General features: G+C 61.1%; 24 protein-coding genes and 1 pseudogene. 19 read left to right on the top strand and 6 right to left on the bottom strand.

The window, feature by feature from the left end:
• Window positions 1-113: 113 nt before the first annotated feature.
• Entirely contained in the window at window positions 114-1013 is a 900-nt protein-coding gene (locus tag AAC691_RS21940) for a LysR substrate-binding domain-containing protein (RefSeq protein ID WP_342628476.1), read from the bottom strand.
• Between the two features lie 169 nt (window positions 1014-1182).
• On the opposite strand from AAC691_RS21940, the gene AAC691_RS21935 reads away from it, so the two are divergent.
• From AAC691_RS21935 to AAC691_RS21925, 3 genes are read left to right on the top strand one after another with little or no spacing between them, the layout of a single operon-like run.
• Window positions 1183-1728, top strand: coding sequence for a sugar ABC transporter (locus AAC691_RS21935; protein WP_342628475.1), 546 nt, complete (start codon window positions 1183-1185; stop codon window positions 1726-1728).
• 7 nt (window positions 1729-1735) lie between these two features.
• On the top strand, window positions 1736-2062 hold the full coding sequence (locus AAC691_RS21930) for a hypothetical protein (protein ID WP_342628474.1): 327 nt from the start codon (window positions 1736-1738) through the stop codon (window positions 2060-2062).
• A gap of 20 nt (window positions 2063-2082) precedes the next feature.
• Window positions 2083-2922, top strand: coding sequence for an MBL fold metallo-hydrolase (locus AAC691_RS21925; RefSeq protein ID WP_342628473.1), 840 nt, complete (start codon window positions 2083-2085; stop codon window positions 2920-2922).
• A 55-nt stretch (window positions 2923-2977) separates the two neighbouring features.
• Here AAC691_RS21925 and AAC691_RS21920 read toward each other — a convergent pair whose 3' ends face one another.
• Window positions 2978-3898 (bottom strand): LysR family transcriptional regulator, encoded by a 921-nt coding sequence (locus AAC691_RS21920; protein ID WP_342628472.1) that lies wholly within the window; start codon window positions 3896-3898, stop codon window positions 2978-2980.
• On the opposite strand from AAC691_RS21920, the gene AAC691_RS21915 reads away from it, so the two are divergent.
• Both AAC691_RS21915 and AAC691_RS21910 read left to right on the top strand, forming a co-directional pair.
• Complete coding sequence (locus AAC691_RS21915) at window positions 3897-5270, top strand: MFS transporter (RefSeq protein ID WP_342628471.1); 1374 nt, start codon at window positions 3897-3899, stop codon at window positions 5268-5270. The two genes, AAC691_RS21920 and AAC691_RS21915, sit on opposite strands and share 2 nt — an antisense overlap.
• A gap of 35 nt (window positions 5271-5305) precedes the next feature.
• A complete protein-coding gene (locus tag AAC691_RS21910; protein WP_342628470.1) occupies window positions 5306-6301 on the top strand; it encodes an aldo/keto reductase in 996 nt (331 codons plus the stop codon).
• A 57-nt stretch (window positions 6302-6358) separates the two neighbouring features.
• Here AAC691_RS21910 and AAC691_RS21905 read toward each other — a convergent pair whose 3' ends face one another.
• Complete coding sequence (locus tag AAC691_RS21905; protein WP_342628469.1) at window positions 6359-7234, bottom strand: LysR family transcriptional regulator; 876 nt, start codon at window positions 7232-7234, stop codon at window positions 6359-6361.
• A gap of 9 nt (window positions 7235-7243) precedes the next feature.
• On the opposite strand from AAC691_RS21905, the gene AAC691_RS21900 reads away from it, so the two are divergent.
• From AAC691_RS21900 to AAC691_RS21870, 7 genes and pseudogenes are all read left to right on the top strand, one after another.
• Window positions 7244-8329: a zinc-binding dehydrogenase gene (locus AAC691_RS21900; protein WP_342630307.1), complete on the top strand. Its 1086-nt coding sequence runs from the start codon at window positions 7244-7246 to the stop codon at window positions 8327-8329.
• Window positions 8330-8756: 427 nt separating this feature from the next.
• Window positions 8757-9005, top strand: coding sequence for a type II toxin-antitoxin system Phd/YefM family antitoxin (locus AAC691_RS21895; protein ID WP_149577224.1), 249 nt, complete (start codon window positions 8757-8759; stop codon window positions 9003-9005).
• Window positions 9002-9343, top strand: coding sequence for a PIN domain-containing protein (locus AAC691_RS21890; protein ID WP_342628468.1), 342 nt, complete (start codon window positions 9002-9004; stop codon window positions 9341-9343). Before AAC691_RS21895 ends, AAC691_RS21890 begins: the two co-directional genes overlap by 4 nt.
• Window positions 9344-9352: 9 nt before the next feature.
• Complete coding sequence (locus tag AAC691_RS21885) at window positions 9353-10696, top strand: IS1182 family transposase (RefSeq protein ID WP_342627943.1); 1344 nt, start codon at window positions 9353-9355, stop codon at window positions 10694-10696.
• An 84-nt stretch (window positions 10697-10780) separates the two neighbouring features.
• Window positions 10781-10918: a hypothetical protein gene (locus AAC691_RS21880; RefSeq protein ID WP_342628467.1), complete on the top strand. Its 138-nt coding sequence runs from the start codon at window positions 10781-10783 to the stop codon at window positions 10916-10918.
• Between the two features lie 116 nt (window positions 10919-11034).
• A pseudogene (locus tag AAC691_RS21875) lies at window positions 11035-11679 on the top strand (recombinase family protein); the annotation flags it as partial.
• Window positions 11634-12092 carry a recombinase zinc beta ribbon domain-containing protein gene (locus tag AAC691_RS21870; RefSeq protein ID WP_342628466.1) on the top strand — a complete coding sequence of 153 codons (459 nt, stop codon included), beginning with the start codon at window positions 11634-11636 and terminating at the stop codon, window positions 12090-12092. The pseudogene AAC691_RS21875 and the gene AAC691_RS21870, both read left to right, overlap by 46 nt.
• A 23-nt stretch (window positions 12093-12115) precedes the next feature.
• Here the strand turns inward: AAC691_RS21870 and AAC691_RS21865 are convergent, their stop codons facing one another.
• Complete coding sequence (locus AAC691_RS21865; protein ID WP_342628465.1) at window positions 12116-12247, bottom strand: hypothetical protein; 132 nt, start codon at window positions 12245-12247, stop codon at window positions 12116-12118.
• Window positions 12248-12791: 544 nt separating this feature from the next.
• Between AAC691_RS21865 and AAC691_RS21860 the strand changes: the two genes are divergently transcribed.
• Window positions 12792-13124, top strand: coding sequence for a hypothetical protein (locus tag AAC691_RS21860; RefSeq protein WP_342628464.1), 333 nt, complete (start codon window positions 12792-12794; stop codon window positions 13122-13124).
• A gap of 6 nt (window positions 13125-13130) precedes the next feature.
• On the opposite strand, the gene AAC691_RS21855 is transcribed toward AAC691_RS21860, so the two are convergent.
• The gene (locus AAC691_RS21855) at window positions 13131-13610 is read right to left on the bottom strand and encodes a tyrosine-type recombinase/integrase (protein ID WP_342630306.1); all 480 of its coding nucleotides are present in this window, start codon (window positions 13608-13610) and stop codon (window positions 13131-13133) included.
• 94 nt (window positions 13611-13704) lie between these two features.
• Between AAC691_RS21855 and AAC691_RS21850 the strand changes: the two genes are divergently transcribed.
• A protein-coding gene (locus AAC691_RS21850; RefSeq protein ID WP_342628462.1) for an IS3 family transposase occupies window positions 13705-14891 on the top strand; the annotation gives its coding sequence in 2 pieces (ribosomal slippage) (window positions 13705-13975 and window positions 13975-14891; 1188 coding nt in all).
• A 229-nt stretch (window positions 14892-15120) separates the two neighbouring features.
• On the opposite strand, the gene AAC691_RS21845 is transcribed toward AAC691_RS21850, so the two are convergent.
• Window positions 15121-15573, bottom strand: a complete 453-nt coding sequence (locus AAC691_RS21845; RefSeq protein WP_342628461.1) for a hypothetical protein — start codon at window positions 15571-15573, stop codon at window positions 15121-15123.
• Window positions 15574-16223: 650 nt separating this feature from the next.
• Here AAC691_RS21845 and AAC691_RS21840 point away from each other — a divergent pair.
• Genes AAC691_RS21840 through AAC691_RS21820 form a run of 5 tightly spaced genes read left to right on the top strand, consistent with a single transcriptional unit; the run spans window position 16224 to window position 24800 of the window.
• A complete protein-coding gene (locus AAC691_RS21840) occupies window positions 16224-16442 on the top strand; it encodes a ribbon-helix-helix protein, CopG family (RefSeq protein WP_112701192.1) in 219 nt (72 codons plus the stop codon).
• The gene (locus tag AAC691_RS21835; RefSeq protein ID WP_342628460.1) at window positions 16439-18352 is read left to right on the top strand and encodes a DNA methyltransferase; all 1914 of its coding nucleotides are present in this window, start codon (window positions 16439-16441) and stop codon (window positions 18350-18352) included. Before AAC691_RS21840 ends, AAC691_RS21835 begins: the two co-directional genes overlap by 4 nt.
• Window positions 18306-20465 (top strand): N-6 DNA methylase, encoded by a 2160-nt coding sequence (locus tag AAC691_RS21830; RefSeq protein WP_342628459.1) that lies wholly within the window; start codon window positions 18306-18308, stop codon window positions 20463-20465. The genes AAC691_RS21835 and AAC691_RS21830 overlap by 47 nt, the downstream gene beginning before the upstream one ends.
• On the top strand, window positions 20455-23721 hold the full coding sequence (locus AAC691_RS21825; protein WP_342628458.1) for an N-6 DNA methylase: 3267 nt from the start codon (window positions 20455-20457) through the stop codon (window positions 23719-23721). Before AAC691_RS21830 ends, AAC691_RS21825 begins: the two co-directional genes overlap by 11 nt.
• Entirely contained in the window at window positions 23715-24800 is a 1086-nt protein-coding gene (locus AAC691_RS21820) for a phospholipase D family protein (protein ID WP_342628457.1), read from the top strand. Before AAC691_RS21825 ends, AAC691_RS21820 begins: the two co-directional genes overlap by 7 nt.
• Window positions 24801-24828: the final 28 nt, after the last annotated feature.

Raw genomic sequence — 24828 nt, 5'->3', positions numbered from 1 at the left:
CTGTCGGCTCAACAGCCGCCAGGAGTTATGGGCCGCGATCTACCGAGCATAACTCCATGGCTATGGCTCCGGCACAGCATCTCCGAAGAGACAGGCAAGTAAACCATTCGATTTCATAGTGTTGGATTCGACGATCGCACTTCCTTGAGAAGCCAGTTCGCGAACATCTGGATAGGGCCGCCACTCAATCGTATCGGCTCCGGCAGGATGAGGCAAAAAATCTTGGAAATCGACTCACCATCAGGCCAAGGTGCAACCAGGCGACCTTTCGCCAACTCCGTTTCGATATAGATTCGCGGCACCAGCGCAACGCCGAGGCCGGCCAACGCAGCTTCGATTTGCATGGAGTGAAGATCATAGCGAGCACCAACCGCAGGATTGGTCAGCACAATCCCGGTTTCCTGCGCATAGCGTTGCCAGGCATCCGGATTCTGGCGTCGATGAAGACGTGGCAGCTCGTCAAGGGATGCCGTTCCTTCACCTCTATCGAGAAGCGCCGGGTGGCAAACCGGAACCAGCGTCTCATGCAACAGCCGGTGCGTTCTCATTCCCGTCCATGCGGGATGCTCGAAATGGATCGCGGCGTCGAAGCCGCTTCCCGCCAGCACAAAAGGCTCCATCCGTTCGGCAAGATGCACGATGATATTCGGGTGATCTTCCCGAAACCGTGCCAGGCGGGGAATGAGCCAGCGCGCCGCAAAGGTCGGGATGGTGGCAATGTCGAGGCTCGCGCCGTCGCTGGGTTGCCCCATCAGATATTGACTGTCACGTTCCAGCCGGTCGAGTGACTCGCGAACCTGAGCCGCATAACGCTCTCCATTCGGCAAAAGCCGGACACGATTGCCGACCCGCTCGAATAGCGTGACACCGAGAAAGGCTTCCAGCCGGCCGATCTGGCGGCTGATCGCCCCTTCGGTCAGGGCCAGTTCGTCGGCAGCGCGAGCGAAGCTCCCATGACGCGCCGACGCCTCGAACGCCATGAGTGCGGAATTGCTGGGAATCTTGCGGCGCATGACGGCTCCCGACAGGTTGGTTTAGCGTTCGACCCGCCGCCACCTTGATATTAGGTCACTGAAGCATGATCCAGTGTCGATATATAGGCGATGATTGGCGGTTTATCATGAGAAAATATCAACAATAGACAAGGCGGGAAGCACCGTGCTTTCGGTCGAAGGTGATACGATGATCTATACGGTGGAATGCCGCTTTGCCGACCCTGGCAGCGAAGCGGAATGGAATGAGTTTTATAACCTGGACAAACTGCCAGCCCTCATTTCAGTGAGCGGCTTCCACACCTCGCAGCGTTTCAAGGCGTTGAGCCGTGGCTGCCCGCTCTATCTCGCCATTCATTCGATCGATGGCCTCGACATCCTGACGGGTGAGGAATACCGCCAAAAGGGCGGCGGCAATTTCGCGCGCTGGCAGCAGCACATCACCGACTGGCATCGAAACCTCTATGGCGGCGTCGATCGAGCGCCGGCAATTGGTGAGGGCGAATATCTGGCGTTGAGCGCACAAGGCCCCGAGCCTCTGATCCGGTTGGGCCTCACCCCATATGCGATGCACGCGGTCGCTATGGAGAAGTTCCCGGAATATCGCTGGCTCGCCAAGGTAGAGCGCAGCAAGTCGCCTGACATCGAGCACCTACCGGAAGATGTCCATGTCTATGTGCCGATGACGGCACAATTGACCAGTGACGATGACACTGCCTTCGAGACGACACGGTAGGCCCCCAATGCCGAATGTCACGATCTACATCCCGGCAGACAAGATGCCGCCGGACGAAACGCTCGCTGCACTCACGGAGCAATGCACCGAACTCTGCACGGACATTCTCCGGGCTGCATTGCTGAATGTGCATACCATCTATGTCGCTGCTCGGCACGGCCGGGGGCACCCGGCCTTTGCGGAAATCCAATATCGCCTTGAGCCATTTCGGACGCCGCCGGTCATGGAACGATTCATGGAAGGGCTGGACGGTGCCATTAAGGGCAATATCGGCCTCACGGCACGCATCCGTTGCTTTGGCTATGCAGCGTCGAACATTCACACACGAAATTGAACTGATGCCTGGAGAAAACGATGTCTATTCTTGTATTTCCCAGCCAACAGGTCGGTGACTTAACAATCACCGCAGTCAGCGATGGTTATCTGCACGCCAGTTTCGATTTCCTCGCGAATATCGATCCGGCCGATGCCTCCCGTATGCAGGAAAATGCGGGGATAAAGGATCACACCGCGATCCATATCAACTGCTACCTTGTGCGCGGAGGCGGTCGCACGGTCCTGATCGATGCGGGAGCGGGTGGTTTCAAGCAGTGGGGCGGCCGATTGAAAACCAATCTGCCGCTCGCTGGCATCCAGCCTTCCGACATCGACGCGATCCTGTTGACGCACGCCCATCCCGATCATGTCGGAGGGCTGATGGACGCCTCGGGAGAAGCCGTCTTCCCGAACGCCGAACTTGTCGCCCACCATCGGGAAGTCACGTTCTGGCAGGATGACGGCAATCTGAGCCGCGCGCCCGAGCGTGCCCATGGCAACTTCCTCGTGGCGCGTCAGGCATTCAACGAGTATCGCGACAGGCTGCGCACCTTCGATGCCGGTGAAGTGCTTCCCGGCATGACGGCGGTTCCGCTTCCGGGCCACACGGACGGACATACCGGCTATCGCCTCGAATCCGGCGGCCAGAATTTGCTGGTCTGGGGAGATAGTGTCCATTTTCCCCAGATTCAGATTCCGCGCCCGGATGTAACGATCGCGTTCGATCAGGATTCCCATCTCGCGGCCGCGACACGAACGAGGCTGCTGGACCTCGTAAGCTCGGAGCGGCTGCTGATCGCCGGTATGCATCTCGGCGAACTCGGTTTCGCGCGCATCAAGCGAACCGGCGGGAACTATGGCGTCGCTTATGCGGAATGAGCATGCTCGACTTTGCTTTCGCACTGAGTCGGTCTGCGTGAGCCGCCTGATACCTTCAATATTTGACCAAACCTGCGTCCTGGTCAGGCAATATGCTGAACAACCTTTCTGCCATGAAATCCACGAAGACACGGATTTTAGGCGAGAGCTGACGGCTGGAAGGCCAGAGGATGCGAAAGACGCAAGACTGACGAACCGCCCCCTCCATCACACTGATGAGCGCGCCGACTTCCACTCGCTCACGGATAGCAAAATCCGGCAAACAGGCGATACCGAGGCCCTGTTCTGCCATATAGACCAGCGGCTCGATAATGCTGGTGGTCGCAGCCGTTGGCGGCTCCGCTACAGCCCCGTTCCGCCGCGCGACCAGCGGCCATTCCTCCAGCTTACCGGTGCTGGGATAACGATGGCGCAACCCACGATGGGAGGCGAGATCAGCAAGTGTTTCGGGGATGCCGTGTTCAGCAAAATAGGCCGGCGAGCCAACCAGCTTGAAACGGAAACTGCCCAGCACGCGCGTCATAAGCCTGGAGTCGCCAGCCTCTCCCGTGCGGATCACCGCATCGAAACCTTCGTCAATGACATCGACCAGCCGATCAGTGAAGTCGAGATCCAGTTCGATATCGGGATAGGCCCGCATGAAAGCGCAGAGTGTCGGCATCATCAACATGCCGACCAGGGGCAGGCTGACGCGCAGCTTGCCGCGCGGCTCGCTCAAGGTCTGGGACAGCTCAAGTTCCGCCGCTTCGATCTCGCAGAAGATACGACGGCAGCGTTCGAGAAACAGTGTGCCCTCCGGCGTCAACGTGACGGTGCGGGTGGAACGATGGAAAAGCCTCACGCCCAACCGCTCCTCCAGCCGTGCGACCGCTTTGCCGATGGCTGAAGACGATACGCCGAGCTGTTTTCCAGCGGTGGTGAAGCTGCGTGCTTCCGCTGCCTGGACGAAGGCATTGAGGGAACCGAAATTATCCATGGCCGACCTATTGCGGACTTATTTGTCCAATAAGTTCGGAATTATAGACTTATTATCGTATCCCGCCAGCATATTTATCTTTCATGCCAGATACGTGGCCGGAAGATCGGCGCTAGTGCCGGAGCCGGCCAGCGTCGTCGGCTCTTTCATGCAGGCGGAGGCAATGACAGCTACAACTGAAACAACATGCGTCCGTGATACCGGGTACAAGCCTGGTGCTTCTTACCGATTTCCCTTTGTCGCACTGCTGGCATTGGCTGTCGCCGGTTTCATAACCATCCTGACCGAGGCCCTGCCGGCGGGCCTTCTGCCGCAGATCAGCGCAAGCCTTTCGATTTCGGAAGCCCTCGCGGGGCAACTCGTCACCATCTATGCCATCGGCTCTCTTGTCGCCGCCATTCCCCTGATGGCCGCAACCCAAGGAATGCGGCGGCGCCCTTTGCTGCTGATCGCCATCATCGGTTTCGCCGTCGCCAATATCGTGACGGCTTTTTCGGCGAATTATGCTCTGACGATGGTGGCGCGCTTCATCGCTGGCGTCTCGGCCGGACTGTTGTGGGCGCTGATCGCCGGCTATGCGGCGCGCATGGTGCCGGAGCATATGAAGGGCCGCGCCATCGCCGTCGCCATGGTTGGCACCCCGTTGGCACTATCCCTGGGTGTTCCGGCGGGAACTCTCGTTGGCACTGCTATCGGTTGGCGAGCCTGCTTCGCGTCGATGAGCGGCCTGACATTGATCCTCGTCTTCTGGGTACTTGCGAAGGTACCGGATTTTCCAGGGCAGGCGGCAGGCAAGCGCCATGCCCTCCACCGCGTATTCGGCATGGCGGGCGTACGTCCGGTGCTGTTCGTGACGCTTGCTTTCGTCCTCGCCCACAACATTCTCTATACCTATATCACGCCGTTTCTCGCCGCTGTCGGCATGGCGGAACGAACCGACCTCATTCTTCTCGTTTTCGGGGTGGCGTCACTGGTCAGCATCTGGATCATCGGTGTCCTGATCGACCATCACTTGCGCAAATTGACGTTGGCCAGCATCGCCCTATTCGGCCTTGCAACACTGGCGCTCGCCATCCGGAATGATATCCCTGCCGTCATTTACGGTTCGGTCGGTATCTGGGGGCTTGCCTTCGGGGGCGCCGCCACCCTTTTCCAGACCGCGCTCGCCAAGACCGCAGGCGATGCCGCCGATGTCGCACAATCCATGCTCGTGACCGCCTGGAATATGGCGATTGCGGGTGGCGGTATCATCGGCGGCTTGCTGCTCGACAAGATCGGTGTCGAGTCTTTTGTGCCGACGCTGCTTTGCCTGCTTGCCGCAACCTTCGCGGCAGTCTGGACGGCACACCGGCACGGTTTCCCATCCGCATGACGCCGAAACCGGCAACGCGCGCCCAGGAGTAATTCATGGAATATAATAAACTCGGCTCGACCGGCCTTGATGTCTCGCAGCTTTGCCTGGGATGCATGACCTTCGGTGTTCCAGACGCAGGCGTCCACAGTTGGACGCTTGGAGAAGATGACAGCCGACCAATCATCAAGCGGGCCGTCGAACAAGGGATCAATTTCTTCGATACCGCCAACAGCTATTCGGCCGGCACATCCGAAATGATTGTCGGCAAGCTACTCAAGGAGTTTGCCCACCGCGACGAGGTCGTCATCGCGACCAAGGTATTCTTCCCCGAGCGGATGCTTGAAGGCGGCGCCGCGCCCAACCGCAAGGGCCTCTCCCGCAAGGCGATCATGACCGAGATCGACGCGAGCCTGAAACGCCTCGGAACGGACTACGTTGACCTCTACCAGGTTCATCGCTGGGACTATGGGACTCCGATCGAGGAGACGATGGAGGCCCTTCATGACATCGTGAAGGCCGGCAAGGCACGGTATATCGGTGCTTCCTCGATGTTCGCATGGCAATTCGCCAAGGCACAGGACGTGGCACGGGCCAATGGCTGGACCCGGTTCGTCGCCATGCAAAACTACGTCAACCTACTCTACCGGGAAGAAGAACGCGAGATGATTCCTCTTTGCAAGGATCAGGGCGTGGGCCTCATACCGTGGAGTCCCATGGCCCGTGGTCGGCTGACGCGCCCCGCCGGAAAGCAGACGAAACGTAGTGAGAGCGATGTCTTTGGCCGTTCGCTCTATGCGGCGACGGGAGATGCGGACAATGCCGTGATCGGAGCCGTCGAGCGCATTGCTCGCTTACGCGGCGTGCCGATGGCGCAGATTGCGCTCGCCTGGGTTCTGGCCAAACCCGAAGTGTCGGCGCCGATCGTCGGCGCGTCCAAACCCCATCATCTTGATGACGCCATAGCCGCGCTGGAGATCGTGTTGAGCGACGACGAGATCGCGGCGCTGGAGGCGGACTATGTGCCGCATCCAGTCAGCGGGTTCGAGTGAACAGGTTTTGGTGTCCCGATGGGAATACAATCTGTCTTGATGAGTTCTCTTGGAGGACTATGGAAGGTTGCTCCATCGCGCTTGGAGACTTTGCGCCAACAATTCGATGGCGGCTTTCGTCACCACATTGGGTCGGTCGGGAGCATAGAGCCCATACTGAACGATGAGAGGCGGCGGCACACCAGCCGAGGTGGTCAGCACGCGCATTTTCTCCGGCCGCAAACATTCAGCGGTCATCAGGGCGACACCGAGCCCGCTCTCTACCCCTGCACGGATGGCGCTGATGCTTTGGCTGGTCAACGTGACCCGATGCTCGCGACCAATTTCAGTCAGCGCCTCCACCATTCGGCGGCGCCAAATACAGGGCTCGGCATAAACGATAATGTCCAGGGGAACCGCAGGATCGGGCTCGCAGTCGATGCCTCCGATCCAGAGAAGTTCGACATCCCAAGTTCCTGCAGCGTCACCGGCAAAGGACGAACAGGTCGCAACCGCCAGATCGAGTTCTCCCTCTCGCCAACGGTCGGAAATGGCAATGCTATGGTCTACGACGATATCGAGGTGCAGATCGGGCCAAGCACGGCGGAGTTGTCCCAATGCTTCTGGAAGCGCGATGATAGCGATCTCCTCGGCGAGCCCAATGCGAATCGGATCGCTGGCGGGCTGCTCGCCAAGTCGGGCGACGACTTCCTCTCCGAGCGAGAGGATGCGCGTCGCATAGCCGAGAAAAAGTTCGCCGTCCGTGGTTGGCACTACCCCCCGGCCGGTGCGCCGCAGCAGACGCTTCCCCAGCAAATCTTCCAGTCGGCGCATTTGCATACTGAGCGCCGATTGCGCGCGTCCCGCCTGCTCGGCGGCACGGCTAAGGCTACCGAGCCGGCAGACCGACACATAGGCGCGCAGCAAATCAGGATCGAGAGCATCGGATATCATGTGAACCTGATGTCTGATTTCAGAGATATGATCCTACCGTCATATCTTTGCGGGCGCTATCTCTTGAAGATGACAATTCGTCATTCTCAAGAGGTTTTCGTGACCCAATCGCTTCCCGAAAAGCATCAGGTATGGGCTTGGCCCAATAAAGGTGAACCGCAGAGCCTGCGGCTGGAGATGCGCACCCGGCCAATTCCGGCTCCCGGTGAGGTTCTGATCGCCAATCGTGCCATTGGACTCAATCCCGTGGACTGGAAGATGATCGAATGGGGTCATGCGGCATGGTCGGCCGGCCATGTTCCCGGTGTCGATGCTGTCGGCATCATCGCAGCTACGGGTGATGGCGTCCGCCTGCCCATCGGTTTAAGGGTCGCTTATCACCAGTCTCTTGCACGCGATGGCAGTTTCGCAGAGTTCACCAGGATAGACGGCAGGAGCATCCTTCCGGTTTCGGCTGGTGTCGAAAACGTGGTTGCGGCGGCATTGCCATGCCCCGGTTTGACGGCTTGGCAAGCCCTTCGGAAAGTGCCTCGGCAGATGACGCGGGATGTTCTCGTAACTGGCGCCGGCGGCTCAGTTGGTTCCATCCTTGCGCAACTGGCCGTGCGCGGCGGCTGGCGCGTTTGGGTGACGGCTGCTCCAGCCCATCAGGATAAGCTTCTAGCGTTCGGCATCGCGGGAGTCTTCGACTATCGCGATCCGAACTGGTGCGACAGACTCGCGAAGAGCTTGGGGCCACGCCGCCTTTATGCGATCTTCGATACCGTGAGCGGCAAGCACGCCCGCGCGCTCGCTTCGATACTCGGTTACAATGGACATCTGGTTTGTATTCAGGACCGGATCGAAGAAAACCCGGTGCCGGCCTTTACCACGGCTATCTCGCTGCATGAGGTGGCGCTCAACAGCGTCCATCTAAACGCCACGGACGAAGACTGGCAAGAATGGCGCTCTGCTGGTGCAGAGTTGTTCCAGATGCTTGAGACTGGCGCACTTCAATTGCCGCCCATCGAAGTTCGCTCCTTCGATGCACTTCCTCTTACCCTTACTGAATTAAAAAGCGGAGCGCATAAGGGGAAATTTGTCGTGGTTCCGTGATATGGGCGGTATTCACCCAACCACATTCTGCCCGCCAGTGACGACGGCGTGGGCGGACGCGGACGGAATGCCGAAACCCCATGTCATACTGATGTCATGCTGACGATGTACAAGGTGAGCGAGGACAGCTTCGGCCCGAAGGCAGGGACTGGAACCGCACCGAGCTGGTGGAGCGTTGGCGCGGACGCTGGGCCGATCACGTCAGCGAGCGCCTGGCCGAACTCACGGCGGCGCACAGATCAGCGAGGTGCGCCGCCAACGCGAGGTCACAGAAGCCGAGACCGAGATATTCGAGCAGTGGTTCGGCGACCTGTTCGACGAGTTATTCGGCTCCAGCGGCTGATACTCCAGGCGTCGAAATCGACGTTGAAATTCGCTCTCCAATAGACTATATGTAGTCACATATGCCTACATATGGAGGCGCGATATGCTGACCATCAACCTCAGAGACGCCAAGGCCGGATTTTCCAGCCTGGTCGATGAAGCCGTCAAAGGAGAGATCGTGACCATCACCCGTCATGGCAAGCCCGTTGCGGCCCTGGTTTCGGTCGAGGCAGCGGAGATTGCGCGCAAGGCGCTGACGCGCAAACGGGCGGGCCTGGTCAGCTATCTCAGGACGTTCCCAGGCGGAGAGTTCCCGCGCAACCGCAAACCATCGCGGGATGTCGAGCTTTGAGCGGCTTCCTTCTCGACACCAACGTCGTTTCCATGCTGGCGCCGTCGAAGGCGGAAGCGTCCGCTGACTTCCTCGATTGGCTGGACCGCATGGACGCGGATGGACGGTTATTTCTGTCGGTCGTCTCCATCCATGAGATCGAGAAGGGAATCGCGCTCCTCGACCACAAGGGGGCAATGGCGAAGGCCGCGAGCCTGAAAGCATGGCTCAGTGGTCTCGTCTCCACATACGATGACAAGATCATTGGCTTCGACGCGCAGGCCGCCGCAATCGGCGGGCGATTGGAGGCTAACAGGCTGTCGGGTTGGGGGGTACCTGCTTTCGGTGATCTGGGGTAAGCATTGAGGATGAGCAGGTTCATCCCGTTTGACCGATCGCAGCCGTATCTTCTGCCGCCGGATCTGAAATCGTGGCTGCCGGCGGACGATGTGGCGCATTTTATTGTGGCGGCGGTGGAGCGGGTGCCGCTGGGGGCGTTCTCAGTACCTCGGCGGACGGGCGGCAAGGCGCAGTATCATCCGCGCCTGATGCTGGGGCTGCTGATTTACGCCTATGCGAACGGCGTATTCTCATCGCGTCGGATCGAACGGGCGACGCATCGCGACATCGGCATGCGCTTTGTCGCGGCGAACCTGCATCCTGACCACGACACGATCGCGACGTTCCGGCGCGGCAACCGCGCGGCGATCGAGGCGGCGTTCCTGCACGTGCTGGAGTTGGCACGCGAGATGGGGCTGGTGCGGCTTGGCACGGTGTCGATCGACGGCACGAAGATCGATGCCAACGCCTCGAAATACCGTTCCATTCGCTATGATCGCGCGAAAGAACTGCGCGAGATGCTGGCCACCGATATTGCCGGCCTGATGGAGCGGGCCGAGGCGGCGGATGCGACCGACACGGACAACCAGGCCCTGCCGGACGAACTGGCCCGCCGGGAGACCCTGAAGGCCAAGCTGGATGAAGCCTGTGCGCGGCTGGAAGCGGAAGCCCGCGAGCGGGCCGAGGCCGCCCGGCCCGAATACGAACGCAAGAAGGCGGCCTTTGATGCGAAGCAGGGACGATGCGGCCGCCCGCCGAAAGAGCCGGACGACGAACCGCCCCCTGACCGGCAGATCAATCTGACCGATCCGGACAGCAAGCTGATGCGCCGTTCCGACGCGCATGAATACCGGCAAGCCTATAACGCCCAGGCCGTGGTCTGTGCCGAGGGCAGCCAGTTGATCCTGGAACATAGGGTTGTCGCGACCACGGCAGACGCGCCCAGCTTCGCCGATACGATCCTGGGTATGGAAGAGCGGATCGGCCTGCCACGAACCGTCCTCGCCGATACGGGCTTTGCCAGCCGCAAAGCCGTCGAGGCGTTGCAGGCCAGGGGTGTGGACCCTCTGGTCGCCATCGGGCGTCCCGTCGATCGGCGCCCCTATGACTTCCGGCCAGAGCCACCCCCCAAAGAACCGCGCCGGATCACCGAGCCATGGCGCCTGAAAATGAAGGCCAGACTGCAACAGGACCCGGAAAAAGCCCTCTACGCCTTACGCAAGCAGACCGTCGAACCGGTCTTCGGCATCATCAAGAGCGCTATGGGCTTCACCCGCTTCCACCTCCGCGGTCTCGCCAACGCCGCAACCGAATGGACCCTCGTCGCCCTCGCATATAATTGCCGAAGAATCGCGCGGTTGACGGCTGCGTAAACGCCGTCAACTCCTCCAGCCTCACCACCGCAGCACCCAACCCGACAGCCTGCTAAAGCGCTTACGGCCGGCCACGACCCCGGCATGGCGGACGCCGTGATTGCCGGGACCGCCGCAGCGCATGAACTCGTCATCGTCACCCGCAACACGAAGCATTTCCTGCCGTTCGATGTCGCCGTGTTGTCGCCTGACGAGACTGCCGCACAAGGAGGCCCGGCATGACCGCTTCCACAATCCCCCTGCGCGCCGCCCTCTACCTGCGCGTTTCGACGGCGCGGCAGGCCGAACATGATGTTTCCATCCCCGACCAGAAGCGGCAGGGCTAAGCCTATTGCGCCTCTCGCGGCTACCATCTCGTCGAAACCTATGCGGAGCCGGGCGCGTCGGCCACCAACGACCGCCGCCTGCAGTTCCAGCGCATGATCGAGGTCGGGACCACCAAACCAGCGCTGTTCGACGTGGTGGTGGTTCACTCGTTCAGCCGCTTCTTCCGCGACCATTTCGAGCTTGAGTTCTATGTCAGGAAGCTGGCGAAGAACGGCGTCAAGCTGGTCTCAATCACGCAGGAGAAGGACGACGATCCCATGCAGATCATGGCGCTGTTCGACGAATACCAGTCGAAGGAAAACGCCAAGCACGTCATGCCGGAAAACGCCCGGCAAGGCTTCTGGAACGGCTCGCCTCCTCCCATCGGCTACCGCGTCGTCGCGGTCGAGCAGCGCAGGGCCAAGACCAAGAAGAAGCTGGAAATTGACCCGCTCCACGCCGACACGGTGCGGCTGATCTATCGCTTGGCGCTCGAAGGCGCCGGCACGAGCGGCCAGATGAGCGTGAAGACCATCGTCTCCTATCTCAACGGCCATCGCCTCTTCACCCGTGACGGCGGGCGCTTGGGGGCATCGGTCAGGTTCACCGCATCCTGCCCCGGCACACCTACATGGGCGAGCATGAGTTCAACAAGCGATCCAAGACCAAGGAATTGAAGCCGGTCAGCGAGATCGCGACGGTTCCGGTCCCGCCAATCGTCAACCGGGAGACGTTCGACACCGTGCAGGCATTGCTCAAAGCACGCAACCCGAAGGTCATGCCATCCGCCGTCATCAGCGGCCCCACGATGCTGACCGGCCTGATCCATCGCGCCAAGTGCGGCGGGGCCATGACCATCCGCACCGGCAAGGGCGGGCGGTATCGCTACTATGCTTGCTCCATGAAAGTCCGGCAGGGACCGACCGCCTGCGAGGGCATGGCGGTGCCGATGGACAAGCTGGACGATCTGTCGCCAGCCATCTGGAAGATCCGCTCCTCCAGCCCGAGCGGTTCGAAGCCATACTCGCCAGCATTCTCGACCGGCGGCAGGAGCAGTCCGAGCGTCGCCGGGACCACATCGCCGAACTGAACAAGCGTGCATCCGAATCGGAACTACGCCAGAAACGCCTCTACGACGCCATCGAGGCGGGTATCGCGGACATCGACGACCCGGCTCTGAAAGACCGCATCGACGGTCTGAAGGCCATCCGCGATCAGGCAAAAGCCGATGCCGAGCGCGCCCAAGCCATGCTCGACAACTCCGGCTCCAAGGCGATCACCCGCAGATCGTCCGTACCCTCGCCAGGACCGCCCGCCAGCGCATCCGCCTCGAAGGCGACGGCTATCGCCGCGACCACCTGCGCGCGCTCGCAGCAAGCCGACGCATCAGCCTGCGCCAGAAGGCCGCATCATTCAGATATGTCAGCCGCACATTGTCTGAAATCTCTTTGCTCATGGCAGAAAACTCCCGGTTTTCCGCCAATTATCGCACATGAGACAGCAAGAAAGCCCGTTTTGCGGATGGCGACCGACATAGAGAAAACATGGCTATAGAATTAACATTTCACAATCTACAGGCGCGTTCAACCGAGCGTGCCGAGGGTCGGGCTTCATGAATTTATGAACGTGCTCATAAATTGAGGCATGTAACTCATAAATACTCATGTCGGATTTCATAAATTATATTGCATGGATGTAACCATTTATTCTTCTGTGTTCTTTCGATATGCTTGACCGTTTGGGCGGGTCGTACTAGCCTTCACTTGTCGCAACCAAGGGAGTAAGGGCGATGACTGAGGAAGAGATTTGTTTCGTTGCGGACGGTGACGACGAGGGCTTCTGCGCGGAAATCCGGGTCATGCGACCTGTGCCGCGAGTTTTCCGCTGGCATGGGCATGAATATGAAATTTGGTTCGATGACGTGCCGCGCGGACCGCTTCACGCGGGGCTGGAAAGACGGGCGGCGCAGGGGGCAACTGAGGACGCGCTTGCGAGGTGGCTTGAAGCGGCACTTGGGGACGAACGGTTCACGGTGCTGGTCACGCTCGATCGCGACGAGCACGGAGTGGCGATAATGGCGGATATCGCGAGAATCGATGAGGTGATTCCGGAACCGGCCTGAGCGCCATCACTTCACCAGAGCCGCCGCCTTGGCCTGCGCAGCAAGCACGATGGCGGCGGCTTCCTCTTCGGTCGCCGCTCTCATGGCTTGCTCTCGTGCACGAATCAGAGCGGCCCTGTTTTCCGGCTTCTCGTTATCGTATCTCGCCAGTACTGAAATCGCCTTGTGTCCGGTGGTCTTCGCGAGGTCGAGCGCATCGACGTGGAAATGCCGCAGCCGGGTGATGGCGACATGCCGCAGGTCGTGGAACGTCAGGCGTGGAATGCCATGGCGTTTCACTGCATCGCCCATCGCGCGGCGATAGTGATACTGAACCTGCCACAACGTGAAGCCGCCGTCCTCGGCAGGCAGGTCGGGCGGGCCGAACACATACCCTGCCCGCTGATTCGACAAGCAAAACAGGGCGGCGTGCATCGCCTGGACGACCGCCGTTCCTTCGCTTGTCAACGGCACGTCGCGCGAATCGTCGTTCTTTGTATCGGGCAGGTGGATGCCCCAACCGTGGATATGTTTCAGAGGTGGCCCCGGAAAATCGGACAGGATGATAGGCTATCCCGGACCTGGATAGGGACAGGGACTGATGGGCAAGGTTACGAGGAAACGGTATTCGGGCGAGTTCAAGTCGCGGGTGGCTCTTGAGGCGATCCGTGGCGAGCAGACGCTGGGGGAACTGGCGTCGAAGCACGGTGTGCATCAGACGATGATCGCCCAGTGGAAGCGCCAGGCGATCGAGGGCATGGCCGCGACCTTTTCGGGCAAGGCCGTTGCGGAGCCTGCGACGAGTGCAGCCGAGGTCGAAAAGCTTCATGCGAAGATCGGCCAGCTTTTGGTGGAACGGGATTTTTTGCGGGATGCCTCTGTTCGCTTGGGCGTGACCAGAGGCGGGAAATGATCGACCCGCAGCTTCCTCGCCTGTCGGTCGTCCGGCAATGTGCCCTTCTGAGGCTCAATCGATCGGGCGTGTATTATCAGTCTGCGCCAGAAAGCGCGTTCAACCTGATGCTGATGCGGCTGATCGACGAGCAGTTCATGGAAACGCCGTATTATGGCACCCGGCAGATGGCGCGGCACGTTCGTCGTTTGGGCCATGAGGTGGGTCGCAAGCGGATCGGACGGCTGATGGCCCGGATGGGGCTGGTTGCGATCTACCAGAAACCGCGCACGACGGTGCCCCACCCGGAGCATCGCACGTATCCCTATCTCCTACGGGACCTGACGATCGACCGACCCAATCAGGTCTGGTGTTCGGATATCACCTACATTCCGATGCGCCGGGGTTTTCTGTATCTGACGGCGATCATGGACTGGACGACGCGCAAGGTTCTGGCCTGGCGCCTGTCCAATACCATGGATGCGGACTTCTGCGTTGAGGCCCTGAAGGAGGCGTTGGCCCGCTACGGAAAGCCGGAGATTTTCAACACGGATCAGGGCAGCCAATTCACCACGCCGCGCTTCACTGAAGTGCTGCAGGAGCGGCAGATCCGCATCAGCATGGACGGGCGCGGCCGCTGGATGGACAACGTCTTCATCGAACGGCTCTGGCGGTCATTGAAATATGAATGCGTGTATCTCCACGCTTTCGAGACCGGCTCGGAACTCCGGGCCGGCCTGGCGAAATGGATTGGTCATTATAATGCCCAGCGCCCACACTCGGCGCTCACTGGATGCACGCCCGATGAGGCGTATCATGGATCCGCTCCGACACCGTTGCCGGGGTTAACCCCGGCAATGGTGTCGGTCAGCAACAGCGAGAAATTGGCAGCATAGCAACAACGGGCAATAGCTTATTTTACCTCACAATCTGTCCGAACGAATGGGGCCACCTCTTTCCACTCAAGCCGCCGTATCTCGCTCTGGCGCATTCCGGTTGCGATGGCCAGCCGAACGCACCATTCGAGCCACGCAGGCCGCCCCTCTTCTCGGCAGACTTCAAGCAACAAGGCTTCAGCACCGGCAGTCAGATGCGCAGACCTCGGCTTGCGGCCTTTGACGCGCTTCAAGCCGGTGCAAGGTTCGTAACGTTGTGCCCCCACTCTGTTGCCGCCATCTTGAATACCGCGCTCAACAGATTGAGCGAGTTATTGACGGTGGTGGGGGCCTTGCCTTCCTTGATGCGCCTGTTCCGCCGGTCGGCAATATGTCGAGGTGTGATGGAGATGAAGGGGAGATTTGAGATATCTTCGTCCATCCACGCCTTGATGCGATTGCCTTCTTGCTTCGCACCCTTTTTCGTCGGCGTGACGTCCTTGAGATACTTTCCAAGCACATCGCCCTGCGTCGTCTCACGCTCCCGGCGAATGTCCCGATATCGGTTCGCAGTGATGTCGGCCAGAACCTCGGCATGCCGAGTCTCCGCATGCTCGTACGAATCGCACGTCTCGGTGTGAATGAATCCCCGTCGCCGGATGCGGACAAACCATTGCCCCTCACCCCGTTTCGTAATGCCCATGCCAGCCTTGTGCCAATTTCTGTGCCAGTCCCTTCAAAGACCATTGCCACAAATTGGCACAAAAAATCAGAGCTATTTTTCAGGGGAATGCCAAAAAATGGCAGTTTTTGGCGGGCCATGCGGGAACCCGATGGGCACGACATCTACTCTATAGCCCTCCCAATTGAATCCTGAAAACGGTTTCCAACCTCTTGAAACGACGGGGAAGTTTTATCTTTCGTTTGGCAATCGGCGGGTTTCGACGACGATGACATAGCTATGCCGGCCTTGCAGCTTGCGCTGACGCGAAGGTCGTCCGGCTACGTCGCACAAGACGAATGGACCAAGCGCAAGCATGCCGACAAATATGTGCAGGCCTTACCGCCTGCGCTATCGGCCGACAGCGATCCGGACAGGCGGAGTTGCCGTTCTCGAAAGCCGTCCTGCGCGAGACGCCGGACCAGAACAAGTCAAACCGCGTCGATGACGGTTATAAGCGGCAGAGCGAGCGCCGAGGGGTATGAGACTCTTGGGCCTTGAGGGGTGACAGGTCGAAGCTTATGAAAACGCGGAAGAATAGCCTATGCTTGTGAGTCAAAGTGATGCACTGTGTTGCAATTAGAATCACATCTCGCTAAGGTGAACAATAGGGGAACATTAGCAGGTCTGCCATGAGTGATCGATCAAAAAAGCTCGGCCCCCGTGTCACCGTCAGCGTCACGCCCGGAGACTACGACACGCTGAACACGCTCGCCGAAAAGGACGACGTATCCGTGTCCTGGGTCGTGCGGCGTGCCATCCATGAATATTTGCGGCGACACCAGCAGCCCGCACGGGCTGTGCGGCGGCCGGCTCTGGACAAGCGGGCAGCGGCACCGGAGCGGACATGAAACAAATGAAAATGCCGGGGGAAAACGAACAGATGCTTCACACAGCAAACAGGCCACGCAAGGCAGCGCCGGCGATGCCCGCCAAATCTCTGGATGCCCTCTACCGCCAGCCACTGGCGGCAAAGCGCACCGGTGCCCTGTACGGGGCCTTTCCCTACCCGACAAAGATTTCCCCGGAGGCGATTGCCCTATATATCGCCGCCCATACCAAACCCGGCGACACCGTGTTTGACGGGTTCGGGGGCAGCGGGACGACCGGCCTCGCCGCGCTGCTTTGTGAACGGCCAACCGAGGAATTGCGCGCCGAAGCGATCCGCCTTGGTCTTGACGTGCAGTGGGGTGCCCGCAATGCCGTTCTCTATGAGCTAGGCGCGCTCGGCTCGTTTGTCGGCCGGACCCTGACCAATCCGCCCGATCCTGCCGCGTTCAGGAAGGCCGCCGAAGATGTCCTGGCGGCCGGGGAGAGCGAAGACGGCTGGATGTATGAAGCGCGCGATCCCTCCGGCGCGAAAGGCTCCCTTCGTCACCTGATCTGGAGCGATGAGCTGCGCTGCCCCGGTTGCCGCAGCTCTGTCACGTTGTGGGATGCGTGCGTTTCGCTCGATCCGGCGGAGATTTCCTCCACCTTCTCCTGCCCGAAATGCCGCCATGAAGCGCCGATGGATGATGTGCAACGGGTGACGGTGCAGGAACAGGATGATGTGCTGGGCGAGCAGCGCGCATTGCGCGGACGCGCGATGGCCCGCGTCTATGGTTCGACCGGAAAAAAACGCTGGTCGCGCCCGGCCACGGCCGCCGACCTGACGCTTATCAAGAAGATTGAGGCGGAGCCGATCCCGTCGTGCGTCCCGCAGGCGTTGATCCCCTGGGGCGATCTTTACCGAAAAGGCTACCACCAGGGCATTACGCACGTTCATCACTTCTACACGCGGCGCAATCTCATCATCTTTGCCCGCATGTGGGAGCGTGTGGAATCGTATCGCGGCGCGCTCCGCGAAGGGCTGCGCTTCTGGCTGCTCAGCTATAACGCGGCGCACGGCACGATCATGACGCGCGTCGTGGCGAAGTCCGGCCAGAAAGACCTGGTCGTCACCAGCGCCCAACCCGGCGTGCTCTATGTCAGCGGCCTTCCGGTCGAAAAGAACTTTTTTGCAGGATTGCGGCGCAAGCTGACAACAATTGCGCAGGCGTTTGAGACAATCCACGGCGGCAGCGGCAAGGTCGAAGTCGTCCACGGATCTAGCTGCGCTGTCGCGCTGCCGTCCGGCAGTATCGACTATGTATTCACGGACCCGCCCTTCGGAGCCAACATACCCTATGCCGAACTCAGTTATATAAACGAGGCTTGGCTCAAGACCTTCACCGACCGCACAGATGAAGCCATCGTTAGCCCAGACCAAGGCAAGGCCATTGACGAGTACCGGGACCTGCTGACCCAGTCGTTCAGCGAGGCCCGCCGGATATTGAAGCCGTCCGGCAAAGCCACGATGGTGTTTCATTCCGCATCCGCCGAAGTCTGGAACGCCTTGCAGCGCGCCTACCAGGATGCGGGCTTTGACGTGGAGTATGCGGGGGTTCTCGACAAGAAGCAGGGCAGCTTCAAACAGGTCACAACGGAAGGAGCCGTGCGCGGCGATCCCGTGCTCCTGTTGGGGCCCCGTCGTAAGGCCGAGGCCCGGATCGAAAGCAAGACCGGTGCGGACGAATGTGTATGGACGGTCGCAACGGCCCTTCACCGCGCGGCGACCGCCGCGCATGATCCGGCCGAAGCGACGGCGCAGAGGCTTTACTCCCGCCTCGTGACGCATTTCCTCAGCCATCATCAGCAAGTCCCGCTCGATGCGGACGTCTTCTATCGCTGGTATGCGCAACAGCCGCTGCCCGGAGTTCTATGCAGTGCCGGCGACTGACGCAGTCGGCGCGATCAGGTCCTCGGCGCGGTCCTTTGAGGAAAGCCTGCCGCCGGCTCAGCGCAAACGGCTGGGGCAGTTCTTTACTGGGTTGCCGTTGGGGGCGCTTCTCGCGCACCTAGCGCTCGACCCCGGCGCGCGCACGGTGATCGATCCGATGGCCGGGCACGGCGACCTCCTTGATGCGGCAGCATTGACGGCGCAGGCGCGGGGAGCTCGGCTCAGCCGACTGCACGGAATAGAGCTTGATTCCGAAACAGCCGCCTTCTGCGGTCGCAGGATGGCGGCTTTGCAGGCGGACGAAGCTGCGGAGAGCAGCCATATTCTCACGGGAAGTGCTTTTGACCCCGCCGCCATCGCGGCGCTAGATACCCCCGGCTACGATCTCGTCATCACCAATCCCCCTTATGTGAGATACCAATCGCAAAACGGGAACGGTGCCGGTGTCGGTGACGTGCGCCGGGGCCTGTCCGCGATTGTTGATGCGCGCATGATCGGCGGCGAGCGCGCGCTCTGGCAGGCACTGGTTGACGGCTATTCGGGCCTTGCCGATCTTTCCATACCGGCCTGGCTCCTGTCCGCCCTGTTGACACGGCCGGGCGGTCGCCTGGCCCTTGTCGTTCCCGCCACCTGGCGTTCGCGCGACTATGCCGATGTTGTGCGCTACCTGCTGCTGCGCTCGTTTCGCCTTGAGTACATTGTCGCGGATACACAACCCGGCTGGTTTTCCGATGCGCTGGTGCGCACGCATCTTGTGATCGCGCGGCGGCTTTCTTGGGACGAGGCGCAAGCGCCCGTGTCAGGCCGGTCGCTTTTGCCGGCAACCTGGCTGCAAGTTGCACCGGCGGCTGCGGGCGGAGAGTCGCTTGTGGGCGGTGCCTTTCCCGGTTCGGAACCGGAGCGGGATTTTGCGGCATGGGCGGGCGCGGCAAACGGGGACGTGCCGGGCATTGAGCGCCGTCCCTTTGCGCTGGATGAGGAATGGTGCACACTGGAGCAACGCCTTGCACGCAAGGGCTGGTTCCAAAAGGCCGAAAACAGGCGCGATGCCCTGCCGCTATTTTCCGCCGGGGACGCAAGGCCGGCGGCGATACCGGAAGGATTGCGGGACATGCTGCCGCCCGGCGCGGCGCCGGCGCACCTCCAGACGCTCGAACAGGCGGGTATCCGGGTCAGCCAGGGCTTGCGTTCGGGCTGTAACCGGTTTTTCTATGTGGCAATGGCCGGTGACGAAGAGGGTGAGACCGTCATCGTCGAAACATCGGACAGCTTTGAGAACATGCAGGTTCGCGTTCCCGTGGCGGCGCTGCGCCACGTTCTTCATCGTCAGGCGGATATGCAAGCCTTTGCGGACGGGCGCGTTCCGGCCACGCGAGCACTTGATTTGTCTGATTGGGTTCTGCCGGAAGACCAGCCGCTCGTCGCAGAAGCGGCGGAGGCCTATCGTAAGCGGCGCGTGTCTCCGCCCCGCGTTATGCCTCCCGAGCTCGCGTCGTTCGTGCGGCTGGCAGCCCGGACTGCGCCGGACCCGAAAAAGCCGGCCCAATTCATTCCCGATCTCACGGCCGTGCGCACCAATGTCCGCCGGCCCGCGAACGGCCGCGACGTGCCGCGCTTTTGGTACATGCTGCCGGCCTTCACCGCGCGCCACCTGCCTGCGATTTTTACGCCGCGCATCAATCACGGCACACCGGCCGTCGCGCTGAACACGCAGCCGCCGGTCCTGATTGATGCCAACTTCTCAACGCTGTGGGCGGAGCAAAGGCGGTGGACAGCGTATGCGCTCTACGCCCTGTTCCACAGCAGCTGGTGCCGGGCGGCGATGGAAGCCGCCGGCACCCCGCTTGGCGGCGGCGCGCTCAAACTCGAAGCGACGCACATACGTCAGGTACCGATTCCCGTTTTGTCGGACCGCGACTGCGAGAGACTTGCCGCGCTCGGACAGCAGCTGGCTGCGGGCGTGCCGTCAGCCCTGCACCAGATCGACATGTTCATCCTGGCCGCTTCGTTGCCCGGTATGAACGAAAACGACCTCAAGAAAGTAGCGCGCCATATCGACTCTCGCCTTGAGGCCGCGTGCGCTGCCCGCCAAAGGACCGTCCATGACAGCTGATATTGCCCGCATTCGTGAAACTATTGCGCGCTGCCGCATGCTGCGGGATGCCAGTCATGTCGAGGCGGTGCTGCGCAGCGAGTTCGTGGGACGGTTGCGGCTTATGTTCCCGGACACCACGCACGAGACCTGGATCAACAACTACACCGAAGGGACGGAAGCCCATACCAAGGTGGGCACGGGATCAGGCAAGGCCGCATCCCGGTTCATCGACAATCTGGTCGGTTCGACCACGATTGAGTACGAATCCGACCTGCGCAACACAGCCAAGCGCGATACCGGCTACGGGCAGGTGCAGGAGCAGGCGGCGGGGCTTGTCCGCGCGGGCATGCCGATTTCAACGGTCCGGGGCGTACTGTCGGACACGGTCGAATGGTACGCCTACGATGCCGAGCTTGCAGCGGGTGTTGATCCATCGTCCTGCACCGCTGCCGACATCACGCTCGTTGTTATCGACGAACTCAAGCTACCCGATGACAGCGTTCTGTCCGCCGAGCAGCTCGGCGGCTTTATCAAGAAGCATCTGGCGCGCGAACAGTCGCGGCCGTTGCGTTCCGAATTCCTCGCCTCCGACCTTGGTATGGACTCTGCCGCATACAAGAGCAGCGCCGGGCCTTTGTCGTTGCTTGTGGACGAGGGGCGGAAAGCCGATCCGTCGGCGAGCCTTGCCACCGATCTCTGGTCACAGTTCGTCGATCATCTGGAAGGGCCGGCAGGCACCTTCCGCACCGCCGCATATGTTGATGAAGCTTACGTGACCCTTCTCGCGCGGCTTCTGAGCGCGAACGTACTGACAGGCAAGGCGGTGCTCAGCACGAACGACGAGTTGAAGACAATCCTGAACGGGGAATTCTTCCGCAACAATTTCCAGCTGGAGAATGTGGTCGAGCAGGATTATTTCGGCTGGCTTCTCGGCCCGTCCTACATCGACCGGCTTGTCGCGGTGGCCCGCGACCTCCAGCGCGATCTCTATGCGTACGATTTCAGCTGGTATCCCGATGAGGATTTGTTCGGCCGCTTTATGGCGCAGCTCGCCCGCCGCAGCCAGCGCAAGCTGCTCGGCCAGGAATGGACCCCGCACTGGCTCGCGCGCCTGCTTGCCGACCGTTGCATCGACGGCCTCCCGAACGGGGAAAGCCCCCGGATCGTCGATATGTGCTGCGGGTCCGGCACGATGCTCGCAGAAATCATAAAGGCCACACGGGTCCGGTTCGGCTTTTCCGCCATCGAACAGCTTGAAGACGTGGCGACCGGATTCGACATCGACCCGCTGGCGGTCAGTCTCGCCAAGACGACCTGGGTCGTCAGCCTCTCGGCTGAGATCAAGGCGGCGACGAAGCCCATCGTCATCCCGGTCTATCATGCGGACTCGCTGTTCGCCGTCACACCGGTTTCGGCGTCAGTTCCGCTGGTCGGCGAAAGCGATACCATACCGGTATCGCTTGACGGCACGACCGTACATCTGCCGACAGCGTTGGTGCAGCCGGCATACCGCGAATTTTTCGACAAGATCGTGGACTGGGCCTATGACGAGGCGCGCGATGCGCAGCAGCGCGGAACCGTTGCGGGTTTCAGCAAGGCGGACGCGGATAGTTTTCTCGATGGCACGATCGCCGTGTTCGGGATCACGTTGTCGCCGGAGCTTTACAAGCAGCTTTCCGAGGCGTTGTTCCCGCTGGCGCATCGCATGGCTGAACTGGCCGTTGCCGGGCGCAACGGCATCTGGGCGTTCATCCTGCGCAATACCTACAGGCCGGGGCTCCTGACCGGCCACTTCAACGGGCTTGTGTCCAATCCGCCATGGCTCGCCATGAGCGGGCTGGCCGACAACCCGTACCGGGACTTGCTGAAAGGCCGAGCGAAACTCTACGGCATCCAGCCCGCAGGACAGTCCTTTCTCCATCTTGAGCTGGGCACGATGCACCTGCTTCATGCCATCGACCGTTATTTGGGACCGCATGCCTGCGTCGCCTGTCTTGTACCCGGCACGGTGCTGAACGGCACCCACCACGAAAGGCTCAGGCAGCATGATTTCCTGACAAGCGACCGCCCCGTCCCGTTCGACATCGCCGAAATCTGGCAGGTCGCGCCCGGAACCTTCAAATATCCCGGCGCGGCGCTGGTCGGTCACAAAAGAGCGAATACGACCGGTCTTCCACAAAGCACGTTTAGCGGCTTTGTGGCGACAGACGCGGGGCTGAACGCCGCAGGCTTTTCGGTTCGCACCATCGGTTCGGCGCGCAGCGCCTGGGTGCTCGAAACGGGCGGCGGTTCAGCCGTGGCCGGCGGTGGCGGCGACCTGCCGCAGCAAGGAGCCGACCTTATGCCGCGCACGGCCGTCTGCGTGGACATCGTCCAGAATGCGGGCGCGGAGGTTCGCGTCGATACGCCGACACGCGCTTCCGCGTGGGGATTTACGATCAAATCAGCCAAAGAAATGGCGGCAGACCGCTTCCCCGGCCACGTCGCGCCGCGCTTTCTTTTCCGCATGGCCCAGTCGGAAAACCTGCTGCCGTTCGTGCTCGGTGTCCATCGCGCGCCGCTGGCTCTGCCGGCGCTGCGCGCGGCGGGCGGAACGTGGAGCATTCTCGACGAGGCCGAAATCCGCAGGCAGGGCTTTACCCAGACCGCACGGCGGTTCGCCGCGATCAACCAGAGGCTCAAAACGGTGGGGAAAGGCAAGTCGCTCCAACAGCGCATCGATGAGCGGGGTAAGCTTTCCAAGCAAGTCTTCGGTATGAGCGGGTACCTCATTCTGGCCGGTGCCGGCGGCAAGATCATCTGCGCGGCGTGCGTTCCGGTTGCGCAGGCTCAGGACCTTGTCGTTGACCAGACACTGTACTGGAAAGTTGTGACGGACGCGGACGAGGCCTGGTACCAGGTCGGCATGCTCAACAGCGAGGCTCTCACCAACGCCACCCTCGCGTTTAACCCGAAGGGCGATTTCGGGGAGCGGCATCTTCACACGCTACCCTACAGAATGATGCCCGCATACGATGCCGCCAACGGCGATCATCAGCAGATCGCGGTCCTTGCCAAGGATATTGCCATACTTGCAGACGGCCACTGCACGACGGACCCTTATCTGGCCGATCCCGTCAAGGCACTGACGGCGCGTCGCCGCAAATTGCGCACGCTGCTTGAAGCATCGCCGCTTCTGGCGCAGCTTGAAACATTGGCGCAGTCGACGCTGGCCGGCGCATCCACCGCGCCATCCGGCGGCAGCGGTAGCGGGACGCAGGCTCCGGTATGCTGATCGTCCAGAACGCCGCAGAACCGGCGCGCCTGCGTAATGCTCTCGTTGATATGGTCGCGGCGGGGGCCATCGATATCCGCGCAGCGTCCGCATATGTCACGCTCGGCGGCGCGAATATATTGCTGTCTGCCGTCGCAAATGCCGTGGGGCCGGCCGCATTCGCGGCGATGCCCAAAACCCTTGTGACATCCTTTGATTTCGGCCTTACCGAACCTCAAGCCTTGCAGCATTGGCGCGGGCTGGCGAACGCCACTGTTCTGGTGTCGGGCGCGCAGAGGCTGGCGCAGGGCTCGCTTATGCCGCTGCGCGCCTTTCATCCCAAACTATACGTCTTTGGCACCGATCCCCAAACATGCTGCACGCTGGTCGGCTCGGCGAACCTGACCAGCCGCGGTTTTAGCGTGAATACCGAGGCGGCATGGGCACAGCAGGGCGTTCCGCGCGCCGATGCCGATGAAGCCTTCGACAAGGCCCGCTTTGAAACGACTGCTCTCACCGACGACTTGCTCGCAGCCTATACCGCCCTGCGACAGGCCCAGCCGCCGCCCCCCGAAATCGAGCAGGAGGCACAGCCTGTAGCAGCACCGGCACCGGTGGCGGATGCCGCGTTGCCCTTGTTCCGCGTCGCCATTGAAACCGGAGTGATCAACCCCGCCGACTATGCCGCCATGTGGGTTCACGGCGAGGCTCTTCAGGGCGGATCGAGCAACCAACTGGAGCTGCCGCGCGGCGGACACCGGTTCTTCGGCTTCGTGTTCGACCAATACGACTATCCGCATAACTTGATAATCGGTGAGCCCGTCCTCCGCAGCGGCGCGCGCGTGTGGAACGACCGGCGACTGACCTGGCATGGCAATAACAAGATGGAGCGGATGAACCTGCCGACTGCCGCACAGGGCGGGTTCAATTATGCCGACGCGGCGGTCATGTTCCGCCGCCTGACCAACGGTTCCTTCGAGCTGATCGTGACCCCCTGGGAGTCCGACCTTGCACGTTCGTGGCGGCAGGCCTCGGCACAGCGTCAAACGCTTTTTCGCCTTGGCACGGTGGCCACCAACAGGGTTGTCGGTTTGCTGTAAGGCAGCGAATTTAATCGTCTTGTACGGC

The sequence above is a fragment of the Nguyenibacter vanlangensis genome, assembly GCF_038719015.1.
Taxonomy (GTDB): Bacteria; Pseudomonadota; Alphaproteobacteria; order Acetobacterales; family Acetobacteraceae; genus Gluconacetobacter; species Gluconacetobacter vanlangensis.
Note: the sequence above shows the minus strand (reverse complement) of the source record. Positions and strands in the feature narration are given on the sequence as shown.

Coding starts and splice junctions, on each gene's coding strand:
- AAC691_RS21940 (WP_342628476.1), bottom strand. CDS start 1,013: ATGCGCCGCAAGATTCCCAGCAATTCCGCACTCATGGCGTTCGAGGCG.
- AAC691_RS21935 (WP_342628475.1), top strand. CDS start 1,183: ATGATCTATACGGTGGAATGCCGCTTTGCCGACCCTGGCAGCGAAGCG.
- AAC691_RS21930 (WP_342628474.1), top strand. CDS start 1,736: ATGCCGAATGTCACGATCTACATCCCGGCAGACAAGATGCCGCCGGAC.
- AAC691_RS21925 (WP_342628473.1), top strand. CDS start 2,083: ATGTCTATTCTTGTATTTCCCAGCCAACAGGTCGGTGACTTAACAATC.
- AAC691_RS21915 (WP_342628471.1), top strand. CDS start 3,897: ATGGCCGACCTATTGCGGACTTATTTGTCCAATAAGTTCGGAATTATA.
- AAC691_RS21920 (WP_342628472.1), bottom strand. CDS start 3,898: ATGGATAATTTCGGTTCCCTCAATGCCTTCGTCCAGGCAGCGGAAGCA.
- AAC691_RS21910 (WP_342628470.1), top strand. CDS start 5,306: ATGGAATATAATAAACTCGGCTCGACCGGCCTTGATGTCTCGCAGCTT.
- AAC691_RS21905 (WP_342628469.1), bottom strand. CDS start 7,234: ATGATATCCGATGCTCTCGATCCTGATTTGCTGCGCGCCTATGTGTCG.
- AAC691_RS21900 (WP_342630307.1), top strand. CDS start 7,244: ATGTCTGATTTCAGAGATATGATCCTACCGTCATATCTTTGCGGGCGC.
- AAC691_RS21895 (WP_149577224.1), top strand. CDS start 8,757: ATGCTGACCATCAACCTCAGAGACGCCAAGGCCGGATTTTCCAGCCTG.
- AAC691_RS21885 (WP_342627943.1), top strand. CDS start 9,353: ATGAGCAGGTTCATCCCGTTTGACCGATCGCAGCCGTATCTTCTGCCG.
- AAC691_RS21880 (WP_342628467.1), top strand. CDS start 10,781: ATGGCGGACGCCGTGATTGCCGGGACCGCCGCAGCGCATGAACTCGTC.
- AAC691_RS21870 (WP_342628466.1), top strand. CDS start 11,634: ATGGGCGAGCATGAGTTCAACAAGCGATCCAAGACCAAGGAATTGAAG.
- AAC691_RS21860 (WP_342628464.1), top strand. CDS start 12,792: ATGACTGAGGAAGAGATTTGTTTCGTTGCGGACGGTGACGACGAGGGC.
- AAC691_RS21845 (WP_342628461.1), bottom strand. CDS start 15,573: ATGGGCATTACGAAACGGGGTGAGGGGCAATGGTTTGTCCGCATCCGG.
- AAC691_RS21840 (WP_112701192.1), top strand. CDS start 16,224: ATGAGTGATCGATCAAAAAAGCTCGGCCCCCGTGTCACCGTCAGCGTC.
- AAC691_RS21835 (WP_342628460.1), top strand. CDS start 16,439: ATGAAACAAATGAAAATGCCGGGGGAAAACGAACAGATGCTTCACACA.
- AAC691_RS21830 (WP_342628459.1), top strand. CDS start 18,306: ATGCGCAACAGCCGCTGCCCGGAGTTCTATGCAGTGCCGGCGACTGAC.
- AAC691_RS21825 (WP_342628458.1), top strand. CDS start 20,455: ATGACAGCTGATATTGCCCGCATTCGTGAAACTATTGCGCGCTGCCGC.
- AAC691_RS21820 (WP_342628457.1), top strand. CDS start 23,715: ATGCTGATCGTCCAGAACGCCGCAGAACCGGCGCGCCTGCGTAATGCT.